Annotated in this window: 17 protein-coding genes; 14 read left to right on the top strand and 3 right to left on the bottom strand. The window is 62.3% G+C overall.

Translation table 11 applies throughout. The annotated features are described in order from the left end of the window. Nucleotides 1–108: 108 nt before the first annotated feature. Together LLJ08_RS11860 and sstT are read left to right on the top strand one after the other, a co-directional pair. Nucleotides 109–1,731, top strand: coding sequence for a methyl-accepting chemotaxis protein (locus LLJ08_RS11860; protein ID WP_228207103.1), 1,623 nt, complete (start codon nt 109–111; stop codon nt 1,729–1,731). Between the two features lie 175 nt (nt 1,732–1,906). Further along, nucleotides 1,907–3,145 (top strand): serine/threonine transporter SstT, encoded by a 1,239-nt coding sequence (sstT, locus tag LLJ08_RS11855; protein ID WP_228207102.1) that lies wholly within the window; start codon nt 1,907–1,909, stop codon nt 3,143–3,145. A 65-nt stretch (nt 3,146–3,210) separates the two neighbouring features. Here the strand turns inward: sstT and fabB are convergent, their stop codons facing one another. Together fabB and fabA are read right to left on the bottom strand one after the other, a co-directional pair. Next, nucleotides 3,211–4,428 carry a beta-ketoacyl-ACP synthase I gene (gene fabB / locus LLJ08_RS11850; RefSeq protein ID WP_023447221.1) on the bottom strand — a complete coding sequence of 406 codons (1,218 nt, stop codon included), beginning with the start codon at nt 4,426–4,428 and terminating at the stop codon, nt 3,211–3,213. An 11-nt stretch (nt 4,429–4,439) separates the two neighbouring features. After that, entirely contained in the window at nt 4,440–4,955 is a 516-nt protein-coding gene (gene fabA / locus LLJ08_RS11845) for a 3-hydroxyacyl-[acyl-carrier-protein] dehydratase FabA (RefSeq protein ID WP_003285418.1), read from the bottom strand. Nucleotides 4,956–5,385: 430 nt separating this feature from the next. On the opposite strand from fabA, the gene LLJ08_RS11840 reads away from it, so the two are divergent. The 8 genes from LLJ08_RS11840 (at nt 5,386) to LLJ08_RS11805 (ending at nt 11,776) form a co-directional block, all read left to right on the top strand. Further along, nucleotides 5,386–6,408 carry an NAD(P)H-dependent glycerol-3-phosphate dehydrogenase gene (locus LLJ08_RS11840; RefSeq protein WP_041014150.1) on the top strand — a complete coding sequence of 341 codons (1,023 nt, stop codon included), beginning with the start codon at nt 5,386–5,388 and terminating at the stop codon, nt 6,406–6,408. 21 nt (nt 6,409–6,429) lie between these two features. Further along, on the top strand, nt 6,430–6,786 hold the full coding sequence (locus tag LLJ08_RS11835; RefSeq protein WP_228207101.1) for a DUF4389 domain-containing protein: 357 nt from the start codon (nt 6,430–6,432) through the stop codon (nt 6,784–6,786). Beyond that, nucleotides 6,783–7,241 (top strand): phosphohistidine phosphatase SixA, encoded by a 459-nt coding sequence (gene sixA / locus LLJ08_RS11830; protein WP_228207100.1) that lies wholly within the window; start codon nt 6,783–6,785, stop codon nt 7,239–7,241. The genes LLJ08_RS11835 and sixA overlap by 4 nt, the downstream gene beginning before the upstream one ends. 79 nt (nt 7,242–7,320) lie before the next feature. Continuing rightward, nucleotides 7,321–7,764 carry a hotdog fold thioesterase gene (locus tag LLJ08_RS11825; protein WP_023447217.1) on the top strand — a complete coding sequence of 148 codons (444 nt, stop codon included), beginning with the start codon at nt 7,321–7,323 and terminating at the stop codon, nt 7,762–7,764. Nucleotides 7,765–7,891: 127 nt separating this feature from the next. Further along, nucleotides 7,892–8,704 (top strand): alpha/beta fold hydrolase, encoded by an 813-nt coding sequence (locus LLJ08_RS11820; RefSeq protein ID WP_228207099.1) that lies wholly within the window; start codon nt 7,892–7,894, stop codon nt 8,702–8,704. Then, a complete protein-coding gene (locus LLJ08_RS11815) occupies nt 8,701–9,558 on the top strand; it encodes an alpha/beta hydrolase (RefSeq protein WP_045665823.1) in 858 nt (285 codons plus the stop codon). The genes LLJ08_RS11820 and LLJ08_RS11815 overlap by 4 nt, the downstream gene beginning before the upstream one ends. A gap of 234 nt (nt 9,559–9,792) precedes the next feature. Continuing rightward, entirely contained in the window at nt 9,793–10,596 is an 804-nt protein-coding gene (locus LLJ08_RS11810; RefSeq protein WP_044315418.1) for a DUF4892 domain-containing protein, read from the top strand. 85 nt (nt 10,597–10,681) lie between these two features. Continuing rightward, nucleotides 10,682–11,776: an AI-2E family transporter gene (locus LLJ08_RS11805; RefSeq protein WP_023447213.1), complete on the top strand. Its 1,095-nt coding sequence runs from the start codon at nt 10,682–10,684 to the stop codon at nt 11,774–11,776. Nucleotides 11,777–11,791: 15 nt separating this feature from the next. On the opposite strand, the gene LLJ08_RS11800 is transcribed toward LLJ08_RS11805, so the two are convergent. After that, a complete protein-coding gene (locus LLJ08_RS11800; protein ID WP_041014078.1) occupies nt 11,792–12,781 on the bottom strand; it encodes a patatin-like phospholipase family protein in 990 nt (329 codons plus the stop codon). 182 nt (nt 12,782–12,963) lie between these two features. On the opposite strand from LLJ08_RS11800, the gene selD reads away from it, so the two are divergent. The 4 genes from selD (at nt 12,964) to LLJ08_RS11780 (ending at nt 16,589) form a co-directional block, all read left to right on the top strand. Continuing rightward, a complete protein-coding gene (gene selD / locus LLJ08_RS11795) occupies nt 12,964–13,998 on the top strand; it encodes a selenide, water dikinase SelD (protein WP_228207098.1) in 1,035 nt (344 codons plus the stop codon). Further along, a complete protein-coding gene (gene mnmH, locus LLJ08_RS11790; RefSeq protein WP_228207097.1) occupies nt 13,998–15,104 on the top strand; it encodes a tRNA 2-selenouridine(34) synthase MnmH in 1,107 nt (368 codons plus the stop codon). Before selD ends, mnmH begins: the two co-directional genes overlap by 1 nt. Nucleotides 15,105–15,133: 29 nt before the next feature. Then, on the top strand, nt 15,134–15,412 hold the full coding sequence (locus LLJ08_RS11785) for a hypothetical protein (RefSeq protein WP_014820449.1): 279 nt from the start codon (nt 15,134–15,136) through the stop codon (nt 15,410–15,412). A 259-nt stretch (nt 15,413–15,671) separates the two neighbouring features. Then, nucleotides 15,672–16,589 carry an AAA family ATPase gene (locus LLJ08_RS11780; protein ID WP_014820448.1) on the top strand — a complete coding sequence of 306 codons (918 nt, stop codon included), beginning with the start codon at nt 15,672–15,674 and terminating at the stop codon, nt 16,587–16,589. Nucleotides 16,590–16,592 lie beyond the last annotated feature (3 nt).

Here is a 16,592-nt window from a genome sequence, read left to right as displayed (position 1 = left end):
CCTAATAAAAACCACGTTAAATTCAAGGTTTTTACCGTTCGTCGTAAAGTTTCCTCCCGCCAAGGCGATAATGTTGCATAAGCAGCGTTACCCCGGGGGGGACTTTATATGGTTAGGCAAATCAGTATTGCGATTCGTGCAGGGTTAGGTTTTGGCGCCGTGGCCCTGCTGGTATTTTTGCTGGGAGGCTTTTCTCTGCAGCAGATGACTACCATGCAACGGGAGTCCGTGGAGGTCAGTGAGCACTGGCTTCCTGCGATTCTTCGCATGGGTGATGTGAATCAGCAGTTCCTACGCATCCGTGCCGCCACTCTGCGTCTTCTCTTGGCTGATTCACCAACGAATCAGCGCACGGCAGTAGCTGCTATCGAAAAAACCAAAGTTGAGTTTCGGCAAGCTCGTGAAGAAGTGGATCCGCTGATTCGCACTGCAGAAGGTCGTTCGATCATCACGCGCTTCGATAAGGCCATGGCAGATTACGAGCGTTTCCAGACGCAGATCGTAGAGCTCGCGCTGAAAGGCGATCTTGACGGAGCGAGAGCATTAACGCGCGGCGAACTCAATCAGCATGCCGATGCCGCTTCCCAAGCAGTCGGGGATCTGATTGCTCTTTCCCGCGGAAAAGCTCTGGAGGCGGCGCGGCTGTCCGACGAAACTGCGTCGAGTGCGTTCAATGGAGTTGTAGTGGCGATGCTGCTGGCAGCAGTCCTGACAGTTGCCCTGGCTTTGCTGCTGACGCGCAGTATTGTGCGACCACTAAACGAGGCTGTAAGTGTTGCCGAGATCGTTGCTTCGGGCGATCTGACGCGTTGCATTCAGGTGATCGGGCGTGACGAGCCCGCTCGCCTGCTGACTGCGCTGGGGAGCATGCAGGCAAGCCTGCGCGAAACGATTCAGCGCATTGCTGACTCCTCCAGCCAGCTGGCTTCGGCGGCTGAGGAACTCAACGTCGTGACCGAAGATTCCACCCGCGGCCTCCACCAGCAGAATCAAGAGATTGAGCAGGCTGCAACGGCGGTCAACGAGATGACCACCGCGGTGGATGAGGTGGCGCGCAACGCCGTGGCGACCTCCGAAGCGTCGCGCGAGTCCGACCAGACAGCGCAGCATGGTCGTCAGCAGGTCATACGCACGGTTGACTCGATCGGCCTGTTGGCGGAAGACGTGACGATGACCGCGGCCGAAGTCGAGCGCCTAGCGGGGCAGGTGCGGGACATAAGCAAAGTGCTGGAAGTTATTCGCTCCATCGCCGAGCAAACCAACCTGCTGGCATTGAACGCCGCGATCGAGGCCGCGCGTGCAGGGGACGCTGGACGCGGTTTCGCGGTGGTAGCCGACGAGGTCCGGGCCTTGGCACATCGTACTCAGCAATCGACTGAAGAGATTGAGCAAATGATTGCTGACGTGCATCAGGGCACGGACAAGGCCGTGCACGCGATGCAATCGAGCAACGAGCGTGCCCGTACCACGTTGGAAATGGCTCGGGCGGCCGGCGAAGCTCTTGATGGCATCACCTCGGCGATCAGCCAGATCAGCGAACGCAACCTGGTGATTGCCAGCGCCTCAGAAGAACAGGCTCAGGTCGCGCGGGAAGTGGATCGGAATCTGGTTAATATCCGTGACCTCTCGCTGCAGTCCTCGGCAGGTGCCAATCAGACGAGCGCGGCCAGTCAGGAACTGGCTCGCTTGGCTATCGACCTGAATGGTCTGGTAGCGCGCTTTCAGGTGTGACATGCGCTAGCCGCAATGGCGCTTTCCCGCCGTCTGCGGGCGCTTCAGCAGCCGCCCGTGCCCCCGTGACAGCACAACGCTGGGCATGGGCGGGAGAGCGGCGTACCATCCGGCGTTTTTCCATGGCAGGCACGGGCTGTTTCGGGCCGTATCTGCCGAGCTGCGAGATGCGCCCATGTCCGATATGCCTCGATTCATTCGCTTCATCAGCCGTACCAGCCTCGTTGCCCAGATCGTCGCGGGCCTGGTGGCTGGCGCCCTGCTTGCGCTACTGCTGCCTGGCGCAGCAAAATCCGTAGCTCTTCTCGGTGACCTGTTCGTGCAGGCGCTCAAAGCGGTAGCACCGATTCTGGTGTTCGTGTTGGTGACCTCTTCACTGGCCAACCACAAGCGCGGCCAGCCTACCCATATCCGCCCCATCATCTTGCTATACGCGCTCGGCACGCTGAGTGCAGCGGCCGTTGCCGTGCTGGCGAGCTTCATGTTTCCAACCACGCTCACGCTGGTCAGCGGTGCTGCGGATGTAGCGCCGCCATCGGGCGTGGGTGCTGTGTTGCAGACGCTGCTGTTCAATATCACGGCTAACCCGGTGCAGGCGCTGCTCGACGGCAACTTTATCGGCATCCTGGCCTGGGCCATCGGACTTGGCTTCGCCTTCCGTCATGCGCAGGAAAGCACCCGGCATCTGATCAGTGACCTTTCCGATGGCGTCACCTTGATCGTCAAGGTGGTCATCCGCTTCGCCCCGCTGGGGGTATTCGGGCTGGTAGCCGGCACGTTGGCCGAATCGGGCTTCGACGTGCTGCTGGGCTACATGCGGTTGTTGCTGGTGCTGGTCGGCGCGATGCTGTTCATGGCGCTGGTGATGAATCCGCTGATCGTGTTCTGGCAGATCCGCCGCAACCCATATCCGCTGGTATTCGCCTGCCTGCGCGAAAGCGGTATCACGGCGTTCTTCACGCGCAGTTCCGCCGCGAACATCCCGGTGAATATGCAACTCTGTCAGCGGCTCGGGCTGCACAAGGACACCTATTCTGTATCCATTCCGCTCGGGGCGACGATCAACATGGGTGGTGCGGCGATCACCATCACGGTGCTTACCCTGGCTGCGGTCAACACCCTGGGTATCGAGGTGGATATCGCCACGGCGGTGCTGCTCAGCCTTCTGGCTGCGGTATGTGCCTGCGGCGCGTCGGGTGTGGCCGGTGGCTCCTTGCTGCTCATTCCGCTGGCCTGCAGCCTGTTTGGTATCTCCAATGACCTGGCGATGCAGGTGGTGGCCGTCGGCTTCATCATCGGGGTCGTCCAGGATTCGGCGGAAACCGCGCTCAACTCCTCTACCGATGTGCTGTTCACCGCCGCTTCGTGTATCGCACATGGCGATATCGATGGAGATGCCGGGCGCCGGGTGTGACGGCGTGAGGTGGAAACAAAAAACGGCGCCCTAGGGCGCCGTTCTTGTTTTGTCGCTAGTCAGACTCAGCCTTTGTAGCGGCGCAGCACCAGTGTGGAGTTGGTGCCACCGAAGCCGAAGCTGTTGCTCATCACGGTATCGAGCTGCACGTTCTCGCGGGTTTCGCGAAGAATCGGCATGTCGGCGACTTCCGGATCCAGCTCGTCGATGTTGGCGGAGCCCGCGATGAAGTTGCCTTCCATCATCAGCATCGAGTAGATCGCTTCATGAACGCCTGCAGCGCCCAGCGAGTGACCGGACAGGCTCTTGGTCGAGCTGATGGTCGGGATCTTGTCGCCGAACATGTTGCGCACGGCCTTGATCTCGGCCACGTCACCGACCGGCGTGGAGGTGCCGTGGGTGTTGAGGTAGTCGATCGTGGTATCAACGGTCGACATTGCCTGCTGCATGCAGCGCAGGGCGCCTTCGCCACTCGGCGCAACCATGTCGTAGCCGTCGGAAGTAGCGCCGTAGCCGACGATTTCTGCGTAGATCTTGGCGCCGCGCTTGAGTGCGTGCTCCAACTCTTCGACCACCACCATGCCGCCACCGCCGGCAATGACGAAACCGTCACGCTTGGCATCATAGGCGCGGGAGGCTTTCTCCGGCGTATCGTTGTACTGGCTGGACAGCGCGCCCATGGCGTCGAACAGGCAGCTCTGGCTGTAATGCTCTTCTTCACCACCACCGGCGAAGACCACATCCTGCTTGCCCATCTGGATCTGTTCCATGGCGTGGCCGATGCAATGCGCGCTGGTGGCGCAGGCCGAAGCGATGGAGTAGTTGATGCCCTTGATACGGAACGGCGTGGCCAGGCAGGCGGATACCGTGCTGCTCATGGTGCGCGGAACACGATATGGGCCGATGCGCTTGACGCCCTTGTCACGCAGGATGTCGATGGCTTCCATCTGGTTGATGGTCGAAGCACCACCGGAGCCGGCCACCAGGCCGATGCGCGGGTTGGAGATGTCATCGAGGGTGAAGCCGGCGTCTTTCACGGCCTGCTCCATTGCCAGATAGGCGTAGGCGGCAGCGTCGCCCATGAAGCGCAGGACCTTGCGGTCGATCAGTTCTTCGAGGTTCAGGTTGACGGAACCGGAAACCTGGCTGCGCAACCCCATGTCCGCGTAGGACTGGTTGAAGCGAATGCCGGGGCGGCCGGCGCGCAGGTTGCCGGAGACGGTCTCTTTGTCATTGCCCAGGCAAGAAACGATACCCAGGCCAGTGATCACGACGCGACGCATGCGGATGTCCTTCAAAAGCTGTCGGTAGAGGTGAACAGGCCGACGCGCAAGCCTTCGGCACTGTAGATCTCGCGGCCATCAACGCTGACGGTGCCATCGGCAATGCCGAGAATCAGCGAGCGGTTGATGGTGCGCTTGATGTGAATGTTGTAGGTGACTTTCTTGGCGGTCGGCAGAACCTGACCGAAGAACTTCACTTCGCCGGAGCCGAGGGCACGGCCACGGCCGGGGTTGCCCTGCCAGCCGAGGTAGAAGCCGACCAGCTGCCACATGGCATCCAGGCCCAGGCAGCCGGGCATGACCGGATCGCCTTCGAAATGGCAAGCGAAGAACCAGAGATCAGGGTTGATGTCCAGTTCGGCGACCAGTTCGCCCTTGCCATACTTGCCGCCCACTTCACTGATGTGAACGATACGATCGACCATCAGCATGTTCGGCGCGGGCAGTTGCGCATTACCGGGACCGAAGAGTTCGCCGCGGCTGCAACGAAGCAGGTCTTCCCGAGTAAAGGCGTGTTGTTTGGTCATGCGTATTCCTCAATGGGCCCCTTGCGAAGGGCTTTGCTGCTTACATACCGGGCCAGAATTCGAGGCCTGATCATCAAGACTAGTCATAGACTGCCGCGTTGTGGCTAAAGTCACAGCCCGCCAACAGCGACGCCATTCAACCCGTACCTGCGGCTGAACGCGCAAAGACAGAATTGGGCGGCTACTTTAACACTCCTTAACGGCGAACGAGGACCTTGCGACAGCGTGTCCTCTATAGACAATCGTTGCAGGGACGGTTGCATGGCGTGAACGAATACCGATCCAAGGGCCCCCGGGAGGCTCTGGACTAGTCTTCGTGACGACTGTAACCAAATGATTTCACTGGGCCCCGTAGTTGCGCTGGCCGCTGTGAAGATGAAACGTATAATGCCCGGCACTGCCATTTCGGATGGCCAACAACGGATTCCACATGACACGACAGCAACCCATCGCGGTACTCGGTGGCGGCAGTTTCGGTACCGCGATCGCCAATCTGCTGGCCGAGAATGGTCACCACGTCCTGCTCTGGATGCGCGATGCGGAGCAGGCCGAAAGTATCCGGACGCTGCGACAGAACCCGCGCTATCTGAAAGGCGTCGAGATCCTTGCGCAGGTCGAGCCGACCACCGATCTGTCGTCGACCCTCGATGCCTGCGAGCTGATCTTCGTTGCGCTGCCGTCCAGCGCGCTGCGCCAGGCACTGCAGCCGTTCGCGGCGCAGCTCGGCGGCAAGATGCTGGTCAGTACCACCAAAGGCATCGAGGCGGACGGCTTCATGCTGATGAGCCAGATTCTCGAGCAGATCGCGCCGCAAGCGCGCATTGGCGTGCTGTCCGGACCGAACCTGGCGCGAGAAGTGGCGGAGCACGCGTTGACCGCGACTGTGGTGGCGAGCCAGGACGAAGCCTTGTGCCGGAGTGTGCAGCAGGTGCTGCATGGCCGCACCTTCCGTGTCTATGCCAGCTCCGATCGCTTCGGCGTCGAACTGGGCGGGGCATTGAAGAACGTCTACGCGATCATGGCGGGTATGGCCGCAGCTCTGGGCATGGGCGAGAACACCCGCAGCATGCTTATCACCCGCGCCCTTGCGGAAATGACTCGTTTCGCCGTGAAGCTGGGTGCCAATCCCATGACCTTTCTCGGGCTGGCAGGGGTTGGCGATCTGATCGTGACCTGCACCTCGCCCAAGAGTCGCAATTTCCAGGTGGGCTACGCCCTGGGCGAAGGCCTCAGTCTGGAGGAGGCGGTTTCCCGGCTGGGCGAGGTCGCGGAAGGCGTCAACACTATCAAGGTGCTCAAGTGCAAGGCCGAGGAACTGCAGGTGTATATGCCGCTGGTCGCGGGTCTGCATGCCATCCTGTTCGAGGGGCGTACGCTCGATCAGATCATCGGGGTGCTGATGCGTGGCGAGCCCAAGACCGATGTGGACTTCATTTCAACCGACGGTTTCTGAGCCGAGCGTAGGGGACATTCCATGAGTCAATCGAACCAGGCAACGGACCGGGAATCGCTGATCCTGCGAGCCGTCTGGATGCTGATCTTCTTCTTCGTCTGGCAATTGGCCGAACTGGCCCTGCTGGTGGTCGTGGTGCTGCAGCTGGTAATGCGCTTGGTCAAGGGCTACCCGGACTCCAGTCTGCAGGGCTTTGGCGACAGCCTCAGCCAGTACATCGCGCAGATTGGCCGTTTCGCCACCTTCAATACCGAACGCAAGCCCTGGCCGCTTTCGGACTGGCCGAATCCGCGTCCGGCGGATGTCGAGCTGACCACCCCGGCTGCGCCCGTTGCGCCGAACGAGCCGAAGGACTCCCAGCAGGGTCCGACGGCATGAAGCTGTGGCTGCTACGACACGGCGAAGCCGAGCCCCGTGCGCGCACCGATGCGGAGCGCAACCTGACCGAGGGAGGGCGCCGCGACGTGCGGCGCAGCGCCACTTTTCTTCGCGGCAAGCCGCTGCAAACGATCCTGGTCAGTCCGTTTCATCGTGCACAGCAGACTGCGGACGAGGTGCGCAAGGCGCTGAGCTTCGGCGGTCAATTTGAAACCGTGGACTGGCTGACGCCGGAGGCCGATCTAGGCGAAGCATTGCGCCAGCTCGATCTGCGCGGCGAAAGCGATCTGCTACTGGTCACCCACCAGCCCTTCGTCGGCAATCTTGCCGGCTGGCTGGTGAACGGCAACTATGCGGAGCCTGTGCCGATGGCGACCGCGTCCCTGGCGGAGCTGGAGGGTGAGGCAATTGCCGGAGGGCTGATGCGGCTGGTGTCCTTGCGTCACGTTGGTTAGGGTTGACCGGTCCGCCAGGCTGTTTTGCTCACGGCGGCACATCAATCAAGAACAACAATAGACGTCAGGAGTATGCGCCTTGAGTATCTGGCACCGTCAGCCCAACCTGGAAGAGCTTCACAGCACCCGCAAGAACACCATCACCGAATTGCTGGACATCCGCTTCGAGACCTTCGATGACTCGTCCATCACCGCCAGCATGCCGGTCGATGCACGCACCCATCAGCCTTACGGCCTGCTTCATGGCGGTGCCTCTGTAGTGCTGGCTGAAACCCTCGGTTCGATGGCCAGCTATCACTGCATCGACAGCAGCAAGTTCTATTGCGTTGGCCTCGAAGTGAACGCCAACCATCTGCGCGGTTTGCGCAGCGGGCGCGTGACAGGCGTATGCCGGCCGGTGCACCTGGGACGCTCGACCCATGTCTGGGATATCCGTCTCAGCGGCGAGGACGGCAAGCCAAGCTGCATTTCACGTTTGACCGTCGCGATCGTGCCGCTGGAAAAAGGCGCTCCGGCGGGCTGACAACAAACCTGGAGCATTGCGGCCTGCTGATTGGCCTGAATGCCCTCCATTCGGCAGGGCTATGGCGATTGCCGCCTGCCGAGGCCTGCCAGACAATGAGGCTTCAGTCTGTCCGGCAATGCCTTCCATGTCGCAACGCATCTTCTTCGCCCACGCCAATGGCTTTCCCTCGGCCACCTATCGCAAGCTGTTCGACGCCCTGGCGCCGGAATACCGGGTCACGCACATGGACCGCCATGGGCACGACCCGCGCTTTCCGGTCGACGATAACTGGAACAACCTGCTCGACGAGTTGTTCGAGCAGCTCGATCGATTGCACGAGCCGGTGTGGGGGGTAGGGCATTCGTTCGGTGGCATGCTGCATTACCGCGCCGCGCTGCTGCGCCCGGACCTGTACCACGGGGTCGTCATGCTGGATTCGCCGATACCGACCTGGTTCGACCAGACGGTGATCTGGGCGGCCAAGCGCCTCGGTTTCATCGACCGGCTGACGCCGGCTGGTCGTACGCTGGGACGGCGCGAACAGTTCGCCAGTGTCGAAGAGGCTCGCGCCTATTTCGCCGGCAAAGCCCTGTTCAGCAGCTTTGATCCGGAATGCCTCGAAGCCTATATCGAGCATGGTCTGGAGCCTGTGGGGCAGGGGGTGCGCCTGCGTTTCGATCCGCGGACGGAGATCAGCATCTATCGCAGCGTGCCTCATCTCACTCCCGGTTGGCCGCCGGCCTTGAAGATTCCGCTGGCGATGATTCGCGGGCGCGATAGTCGTGTCGTGCTGCCGCATCATGGTTATTTGCTGCGGCTGATGTCGCGAGGCGAAGCGCACACTTTGCCAGGAGGCCACATGTTTCCGTTCGAACAGCCGCAGCAGACCGCGGAAAAGCTGCGTGAACTGCTTGGCCGCTGGGGCACCTATACCGAGCTTTCCAAGGGGGCTGCATGAGCGTGCTGTTCGAAGAAGTCCGGCTGAGCCTGCCGCATCTCGAGGTGGCGGCGCATCTTTACGGGCCTGACGATGGCAAGCCGGTGATTGCGTTGCATGGCTGGCTGGATAATGCGGCAACCTTCAGCCGTCTGGCGCCGCGGCTGCAAGGGCTGCGCATCGTGGCGCTGGATCTGCCTGGTCACGGCCATTCCGATCATCGTCCGATCGGGGCGGGATACAACATCTGGGACTATGCCCATGACGTGCTGCAGGTCGCCGAGCAGTTTGGCTGGCAGCGCTTTTCATTGCTCGGGCACTCCATGGGTGCGATCGTTTCCGTGCTGCTCGCCGGTGCGCTACCCGAGCGCGTCGAGCGGCTCGCATTGATCGACGGCGTGATTCCCTACACTGGCGAGGCGGATAGCGCGCCGCAGAAGCTTGGTTCCGCCCTCGAGGCGCTGCTCGCGGTGAACGACAAGCGCAAGCCGGTCTACGCGAGTTTCGACCAGGCTGTGGAAGCGCGGATGAAAGGTGTCGGCGCGGTCAGTCGTGAGGCGGCCGAGATGCTCGCACAGCGCGGGTTGATGCCTGTGCCCGGCGGCTACACTTGGCGCACCGATCCACGCCTGATGCTTCCCTCGGCAATGCGGCTGACCCGCGCCCATGCGTTGGCCTTCGTCAGTCGGGTCGCTTGCCCGACCAGCCTGGTGCTGGCCGAGCAGGGGTTGATGATGCAGCCTGAGCTGCTCGAGCTTGTCGAAAGCTTCCCGTTCGATATCCGCCGCCTGGCGGGTGGGCATCATTTGCATCTGGACGATGACATCGGCGCTGAGGCGGTCGCCAGGGTATTCAACAGCTTCTTGCGCGACTAACGTATCCGGCGGGCTCGCAATACTCTCTCGCAAACCCTTGCTTGACTTGCTTTTGCCAACTGGCGAGGCTGGGAAGCAATGTTCCAGCAGAGCCAGCGCAATGATTGATCGCTACAGTGCCACGTTTCCCTGCGAGCATCGGCCTGCTGACGTTCTGAGCCTATCGGGTCCATGCGACGCGATATGCCGGTTGAGCTTCGGCAAGCAGTCGAAGGTGTCCCGTTGAGGAGAATTATGCGAAGTGCATGGATAGCAGCGGCGGCGTTTTTCTCCGCCGCTGTGCTGGCGGCTGACGTTACCGGGAGCGCTGATCTGGAGCGCCTGCCTCGTTTTGCCCAGGCGCAGATCGTCGATTACCGGCAAACCCAGGTTCAGGAGCGGGTGTATCCGCAGGACTCGATACGTCGCATCAGTGGCAACCTGCGGATGGCCTCCCAGGTGGTCGTCTCTGGCGAGCTGACCGCGATCACCTATCAATTGCCAGCCACGCACACGGGTATTGAAGCCTTTACCGAGGCTCGCGGCACGCTGTTGCAACAGGGCGCCGAATTGCTTTTCTGGTGCGAAGGGCGCGAGTGCGGTTCCAGCAGCCTCTGGGCCAACGCTATCTTCAACAAGTCCATGCTCTACGGTCCTGAAGCGCGGCAGGCCTATCTGCTGGCACGCATGCCAGGCGGTGAAGGCGAGCTGATCGCGCTGTACGGGATTACCCGTGGCAACGGCAGGCCTTATCTGCACGTCGAGCAACTCCACTCCGACCGGCCTCTGGCTGGTGTGCTGCCGACTGCGGCGACATTGCAGCGACAGCTGCGCAGCACCGGGGAGCTGCGTTTGCCCGATCTGGCCGATGAGCCGACTGCCGAGTGGGGCGTGCTGCTGGCCAATGTCATGCGTCTGGACAGCACAACGCGGGTGAGCCTGGCCGGGCGTAGCGCAGCCGCCTGGCGTGAAGCGCTGATCGCCGAACGCATTCGTGGCGGTCGCCTGGAAGTGGATGACTCGGAGCAACCCGGCCTGCTCATCAGACTATTGCGCTGATCCTGCGTAACGGCTGCAATAGCCGTCTTCGCTGACGCGTCACGCTGACAGAACGCGCCGGCTCTTTTCAGTAGAGTAATTTCACATGCTCAACAATGATCGCCTGCTGGTGCAGATTCTGCTCCTCGGGCTGCTGGCCGCCTGTCTCTGGGTACTGGCGCCCTTTGCTTCCGCGTTGTTCTGGGCTGCCGTTCTGGCATTCGCCAGCTGGCCGGTCATGCGCGTGCTGACCCGTTGGCTGAATGGCAATGCCACGCTCGCCGCCGGTCTGCTCACGTTCAGCTGGATGGTTCTGGTGGCGGTGCCGCTGGTTTGGCTGGGCTTCAACATCGCCGACCAGATCCGCGATGCCAACGCATTGCTGCACGATCTGCAGGTCGAGGGACTGCCGCCGGCGCCGGCCTGGCTGGGTGAGGTGCCGCTGATAGGCGATGCACTACTGAATTTCTGGAGCACCGTGGACGAGCAGGGCACGGCGCTGATCGCCAGCATTCGGCCCTACATCGGCCAAGTCGCCAACTGGCTGCTGGTGCGCAGCGCGCGCATCGGCGGCGGGATGCTCGAACTGGCGCTGAGCCTGGTGCTGGTGTTCTTCTTCTATCGCGATGGGCCACGCTTGTCGGCATTCGTCCATAGCCTGTTGCACAGGCTGATTGGTGATCGTGCGGATCATTATCTGGAACTCGTTGCGGGGACGGTGCAGCGCGTGGTCAACGGGGTGATAGGCACTGCCGCGGCTCAGGCGATTCTGGCCTACATCGGTTTTCTCATCGCCGGGGTGCCGGGAGCGCTGGTGCTCGGGCTGCTGACCTTCGCCTGTAGCTTCATCATGGTGCCGCCGCTGATCTGGGGCCCTGCCGTTGCCTGGCTGGCCTGGCAGGGCGATTACGGTATGGCGATCTTCCTCGGCATCTGGGGGATGTTCATCATCAGCGGCGTGGACAACGTGCTCAAACCCTATCTGATCAGCCGAGGGGGCAATCTGCCGCTGGTGGTGGTGCTGCTCGGTGTGTTCGGCGGCATTCTCGCGTTCGGTTTCATGGGGCTGTTCCTCGGCCCGACCCTGCTCGCGGTGGCCTATAGCCTGCTGGGTGACTGGCTGATCAAGGAGGTGCCGCAGATGCCACCGCACGAATCGACGCAGCTCGCGAACGAGCGGCGGGAACCTGCCGGGCGGTGAGGTGACGTCTGCCGATCACTGCTCCTCTTCGTAGCGCACGAGGGCGTCGTGGGCGACGATGCGGCCCAGCGCTATGAGCTCCGGCGCCTTGTAGAACTCGTAGAAGCGGCAGGCCCGCTTCGGAATATTGACCAGTACATTCGGCGGATAGCCGGCGATCTTGTACTGCGCCAGCGAAGACTGCATGACATCGAAGCTCTGGTTGATCAGCTCCAGCAGCGACGCCGGGCCAGTCACATCGATTACCGTCGAGCCTTCCGCCGATCGAGGCGCGCTGCGGCTGGTCGGTGCAGCCGGTGGCTGATCACCGCGAGTCAGTTCGCCTGCGCGGATATCCTCGATCTGTTCGGTCAGCTCGGCTTCGTCCTTGCGCCAGAACGGGATGTGCGAGCTGATCGAGGTCATGAGCGAGTCGAAGCGGCCGGGGCGCTCGATCTCCGGTAGCGGGTATTGCTTGTGATTGTTGGCGTTGAGGTTGACCGCGATGATCATGTCGCAATGCGCCGACACCACCGGGACGATCGGTAGGGGATTGAGCAGGCCGCCGTCGACCAGCATGCGATTGCCCTGCATGACCGGCGTGAACAGGCTTGGGATGGCCGCGGAGGCGCGCATCGCCAGTTCCAGGCTGCCTTCCTGAAACCAGATCTCCTGCTGATTGGTCAGGTCGGTGGCGACCGCTGTGAACGGAATCGGCAGATCCTCGATGCGGGTCTTGCCGACCATGTCGCGGATGCGGCCGAACACCTTTTCGCCGCGGATCGCGCCGAGGCTGAAGCTTGGGTCGACCAGGCGCAGCAGGTCCAGGTAATCGAGGCTTTCGATCCAGCTGCGGTACTCGTCGAGCTTGCCAGCTGCATAGATGCCGCCCACGACCGCGCCCATGGAGCAGCCGGCGATGCAGGCGATCTCGTAGCCACGTGCCTCCAGTTCCTCGATCACGCCTATGTGCGCATAGCCCCGTGCGCCACCGGATCCCAATACCAGTGCAACTTTCTTACTCATGCGGTTCTCCCTGTGGCACTCGCGATAGCTTCATGCCTGGCCGGCGAGCCTGCAAGCGCTGATCGGGAACTCGTCATGTGCGAGCCTGTCACCGCGTGCCAGAATCCAGCGGCAACCGGCGAAATCACGGTGGCCTTTGCTACAATCGCCGCCCGTTTGTGCACGTGTCACGAGAGAGCCTGATGAGCGAACCGATCCGCCTCACCCAGTACAGTCACGGCGCCGGCTGCGGCTGCAAGATATCGCCCAAGGTGCTGGATGTGATTCTTGCCGGCAGCGGTGCGCAGAACCTCGATCCGCGCCTTTGGGTCGGTAACGCGTCGCGTGATGACGCCGCGGTGTATGGCATCGATGAAGAGCGCGGCGTGGTGTCGACCACAGACTTCTTTATGCCCATCGTCGACGATCCGTTCGACTTCGGTCGCATTGCTGCGACCAATGCCATCAGCGACATCTACGCCATGGGTGGCGATCCGCTCATGGCCATCGCCATCCTCGGCTGGCCGGTCAACGTGCTGCCGCCGGAAGTCGCCCGCGAAGTGATCGCCGGTGGCCGCGCCGTCTGCGATGCCGCAGGCATTCCCCTCGCCGGCGGCCATTCGATCGATGCGCCCGAGCCGATCTTCGGCCTGGCCGTCACCGGCCTGGTGAACAAGCATCAGATGAAGCGCAACGACACCGCTACCGCCGGCTGCAAGCTGTACCTGACCAAGCCGCTGGGCATCGGCATCCTCACCACCGCCGAGAAGAAGGCCAAGCTGCGCGCCGAGGACGTCGGGCTGGCCCGCGACTGGATGTGCACCCTGAACACTGCCGGTAGCCGTTTCGGCAAGCTCGAGGGGGTTCGTGCCATGACCGACGTCACCGGCTTCGGGCTCCTCGGCCATCTGGTGGAAATGGCCGACGGCAGCGGCCTGACTGCCGAGATCGATTACGACCGCGTACCGCGGCTACCGGGCATCGAGTACTACCTGGAGCAAGGGTGCGTGCCCGGCGGGACCCAGCGCAATTTCGACAGCTACGGTGAGCGCATCGGCACGCTCGACGAACGCCACAAGCAGCTGCTCTGTGACCCGCAAACCAGTGGTGGCTTGCTGGTCGCAGTGGCGCCGGAAGGCGAAGCTGAATTCCTCGCCGTTTGCGCCGAGCTCGGCCTCGCCCTGGAGCCGATCGGCCAGCTGGTGGACGCGCGCAGCCATGCAGTAGAGGTGCGTTGATGCGCAGCGATACCGAAGATTTTCGCGCGTTGTTCCTCCACGACACCCCGATGATGGATGCCCGTGCGCCGGTGGAATTCGACAAGGGCGCGTTTCCCGGCGTAGTCAACCTGCCGCTGATGAGCGACATCGAGCGGCAGAAGGTCGGCACCTGCTACAAGCAGCACGGCCAGAAAGCCGCCATCGAGCTGGGCCATCAGCTGGTGTCCGGCAAGACCAAGGCGGAGCGGCTTCAGGCCTGGGCCGATTTCGCCCGGGCTCATCCGAACGGCTACCTGTACTGCTTCCGTGGTGGTTTGCGTTCGAAGATCGTCCAGCAATGGCTGAAGGACGAGATGGGCATCGAGTACCCGCGGGTCGTCGGCGGCTACAAGGCGATGCGCCATTTCTTGCTGGATACCATTGATCAGGCTGTCGAGCAGTGCGGTTTCGTGCTGGTGGGCGGGATGACCGGTACCGGCAAGACCGAAGTGCTGGCGCAGCTGGATAACAGCCTGGACCTGGAAGGCCTGGCCAATCACCGTGGCTCCAGCTTCGGCAAGCGCGCGACACCACAGCCGGCGCAGATCGATTTCGAGAACGCCCTCGCGATCCGGCTGCTGAAGATGCGTGCCACGGGCATCGAGACGTTCGTTGTCGAGGACGAGGCGCGTCTGGTCGGGCGTTGCTCGATTCCATTGCCGCTGTTCAACGGCATGCAGGAATTTCCGCTGGTCTGGCTGGAGGACAGCCTGGAAGGGCGCGTCGAGCGGATTCTCAAGGACTACGTGATCGACCTGTGCGCTGAATTCATCGCCGAACAGGGCGAGAACGGTTTCGCTGCATTCGCCGAGCGTCTGCAGCAAAGTCTGGTCAATATCAGTAAGCGACTCGGCGGCGAGCGTTACCAGCGCCTGGCATTGCTGATGGATCAGGCGCTGGCGGAACAGGCGCGTAGTGGCTCTGTCGACCTGCATCGCGCCTGGATTGAGGCGCTGCTGGGTGAGTATTACGACCCCATGTACGCCTATCAGCGTGAGAGCAAGGCCGAGCGTATCGAGTTCGCTGGCGACCAGCCGTCCGTGGTCGAGTATTTGCGGCACCGTCAGGCGCGAGCTGCGCCTTAACTCCTGAATGGCATACGAGGGATCATGCGATGAAAACCTGGCTATCTTTGCCTTTGCTGGTTCTGTTGCTGGCCGGTTGTGCTGGCAAGACGGCATACCGTGACAGCTGCGCCGCGGAGCTGAATGCGGCGTGGAAGGAGCAGAGCCTGGCGGAAGCCGAAGGCTTCGCCGGTACGGTCAGCTACTCCAAGGCCATGGCCTTGCTGACCGGCGCCAAGACGCAGCAGCAGTTCGAAGCCTTCCGCGGTTGCACGCAGAAAGCGCAGAAGGCGCGCTTCTACCTTCGCGAATCCCGCGCCGGTCGCTGAGCCGGCGCCTTCAGTTGCCGGTCCGTTCGCTAACGCACGGGCCGGCAATTGCCTTCGAGCCTTCCGGCTCGCTTACCGCTTTCCCGCGGCCGTCATCTCACAAGCAATGTCTGCAGCTGCTTTCCATCGTCTGGAAACAGGCGCAGCGGCGTGAGTGCTGCAACGGTGCCAGGATCACAAACTCGTCACCGCGCATTTCCTTCGCTTTGCCTGGCCGCAGCTGACCAGTAGCATCAGGGCGACGAACGAAGGAGAGTCTATGCGCACCCGATTGGACGCCTGCCTGCGAGCAGTCAACGAAGTATTGCTCGGCAAGGAAGCCCAGGTTCGACTGGCCCTTGCCTGTCTCTTGGCCCGAGGTCATCTGCTGGTCGAAGACATGCCGGGCATGGGCAAGACCACCCTGAGCCATACTCTGGCCAAGGTGCTGGGACTGGAGTTCCAGCGCATCCAGTTCACCTCCGATCTGCTGCCCGGCGACATTCTCGGCACCTCGGTGTTCGACAAGGACAGCGGACAGTTCGTCTTCCACCCGGGTCCGATCTTCGCCGAGCTGGTGCTGGCCGACGAGATCAACCGCGCCACGCCGAAGAGCCAGAGCGCGCTGCTTGAAGCCATGGAGGAGGGGCAGGTCACCATCGAGGGGGCGACGCGCCCGTTACCTGACCCATTCTTCGTCATCGCCACACAGAACCCGGTCAGTTCAGGCGGCACCTTTGCCTTGCCGGAATCGCAGCTAGACCGCTTTCTCATGCGGGTTTCCCTGGGCTATCCGGCCAAGGCAGCGGAAAAGGCGTTGCTGTTGGGCGAGTCGCGACGCGATCTGCTGACCCGCCTCGAACCGCTGCTGGAACACGACGAACTACGTGCCATTCAGGACGCAGTGGGCAACGTGCGGGTCAGCGATGCGCTGGTCGATTACGTGCTGCGACTGGTGGAGGCCACCCGCACGCAGCCGCAATTCGCCTGGGGACTGTCGCCGCGTGGCAGCCTGGCCCTGCTTGCGGCTGCACGTGCCTGGGCGTTTCTCGACGGTCGCGACTACGTGATCCCGGAAGACGTGCAGGCGGTGTTGCCAACCGTGGTCGGTCATCGCCTGCGCGAGCGCGCGGATGCCACCGGTCACGGCGGCGGCGCGCTGGTGCAGTGGTTGCTGCGCGAAGTGCCTGCGCTGTGACAG

Origin of the sequence: Stutzerimonas chloritidismutans, assembly GCF_020783375.1 — a bacterium.
Taxonomy (GTDB): Bacteria; Pseudomonadota; Gammaproteobacteria; order Pseudomonadales; family Pseudomonadaceae; genus Stutzerimonas; species Stutzerimonas kunmingensis.
Note: the sequence above shows the minus strand (reverse complement) of the source record. Positions and strands in the feature narration are given on the sequence as shown.

Coding starts and splice junctions, on each gene's coding strand:
- LLJ08_RS11860 (WP_228207103.1), top strand. CDS start 109: ATGGTTAGGCAAATCAGTATTGCGATTCGTGCAGGGTTAGGTTTTGGC.
- sstT (WP_228207102.1), top strand. CDS start 1,907: ATGTCCGATATGCCTCGATTCATTCGCTTCATCAGCCGTACCAGCCTC.
- fabB (WP_023447221.1), bottom strand. CDS start 4,428: ATGCGTCGCGTCGTGATCACTGGCCTGGGTATCGTTTCTTGCCTGGGC.
- fabA (WP_003285418.1), bottom strand. CDS start 4,955: ATGACCAAACAACACGCCTTTACTCGGGAAGACCTGCTTCGTTGCAGC.
- LLJ08_RS11840 (WP_041014150.1), top strand. CDS start 5,386: ATGACACGACAGCAACCCATCGCGGTACTCGGTGGCGGCAGTTTCGGT.
- LLJ08_RS11835 (WP_228207101.1), top strand. CDS start 6,430: ATGAGTCAATCGAACCAGGCAACGGACCGGGAATCGCTGATCCTGCGA.
- sixA (WP_228207100.1), top strand. CDS start 6,783: ATGAAGCTGTGGCTGCTACGACACGGCGAAGCCGAGCCCCGTGCGCGC.
- LLJ08_RS11820 (WP_228207099.1), top strand. CDS start 7,892: ATGTCGCAACGCATCTTCTTCGCCCACGCCAATGGCTTTCCCTCGGCC.
- LLJ08_RS11815 (WP_045665823.1), top strand. CDS start 8,701: ATGAGCGTGCTGTTCGAAGAAGTCCGGCTGAGCCTGCCGCATCTCGAG.
- LLJ08_RS11810 (WP_044315418.1), top strand. CDS start 9,793: ATGCGAAGTGCATGGATAGCAGCGGCGGCGTTTTTCTCCGCCGCTGTG.
- LLJ08_RS11805 (WP_023447213.1), top strand. CDS start 10,682: ATGCTCAACAATGATCGCCTGCTGGTGCAGATTCTGCTCCTCGGGCTG.
- LLJ08_RS11800 (WP_041014078.1), bottom strand. CDS start 12,781: ATGAGTAAGAAAGTTGCACTGGTATTGGGATCCGGTGGCGCACGGGGC.
- selD (WP_228207098.1), top strand. CDS start 12,964: ATGAGCGAACCGATCCGCCTCACCCAGTACAGTCACGGCGCCGGCTGC.
- mnmH (WP_228207097.1), top strand. CDS start 13,998: ATGCGCAGCGATACCGAAGATTTTCGCGCGTTGTTCCTCCACGACACC.
- LLJ08_RS11785 (WP_014820449.1), top strand. CDS start 15,134: ATGAAAACCTGGCTATCTTTGCCTTTGCTGGTTCTGTTGCTGGCCGGT.
- LLJ08_RS11780 (WP_014820448.1), top strand. CDS start 15,672: ATGCGCACCCGATTGGACGCCTGCCTGCGAGCAGTCAACGAAGTATTG.